Source organism: Paenibacillus sp. EKM10P (assembly GCF_011800655.1).
In the GTDB taxonomy this organism is placed as follows: Bacteria; Bacillota; Bacilli; order Paenibacillales; family Paenibacillaceae; genus Paenibacillus; species Paenibacillus polymyxa.
The window spans coordinates 1-379 of sequence record NZ_JAALET010000089.1 but is presented as its reverse complement, the minus strand read 5'-3'; the positions used below and the strand labels follow the sequence as shown (position 1 = coordinate 379).

Sequence of the window (379 nt, the reverse complement as noted above, 5' to 3'; positions counted from 1 at the left end):
AGAATGCCTTCTGGCTGCTCTACGGCATCCAAGGTCAGATCAAATTTGGACGTAGGATTGTCCGTCGGATACGGCTTAAAGGTTAGGCCTTCCAGCTCGAACTCCTGCTGCTCAAATGTTTTCAGCTCAAACATGGTGTCAAACAGCGCATTCCGGCTCGTATCCCGCGTTAAATCCAGCTTTTCAACCAGCTCTTCAAACGGATATTCCTGATGCTCATACGCACTAAGCGCATGCTCTTTGACCTCTTGCAGATAATCCAGGAACGTTTTGTCGCCACACGGATAATTGCGAATCGCCAGCGTGTTGAGGAATACGCCTACCAGGCTCCCCAGTTCCGCATGTGGTCTTCCGGCAATCGGCGTGCCGACGATGATAT

Annotated in this window: 1 protein-coding gene; it reads right to left on the bottom strand. The window is 50.9% G+C overall.

The window, feature by feature from the left end:
* Positions 1–379: condensation domain-containing protein (locus HFE01_RS26535; protein ID WP_167442916.1), on the bottom strand; the 379-nt coding region annotated here is incomplete at both ends.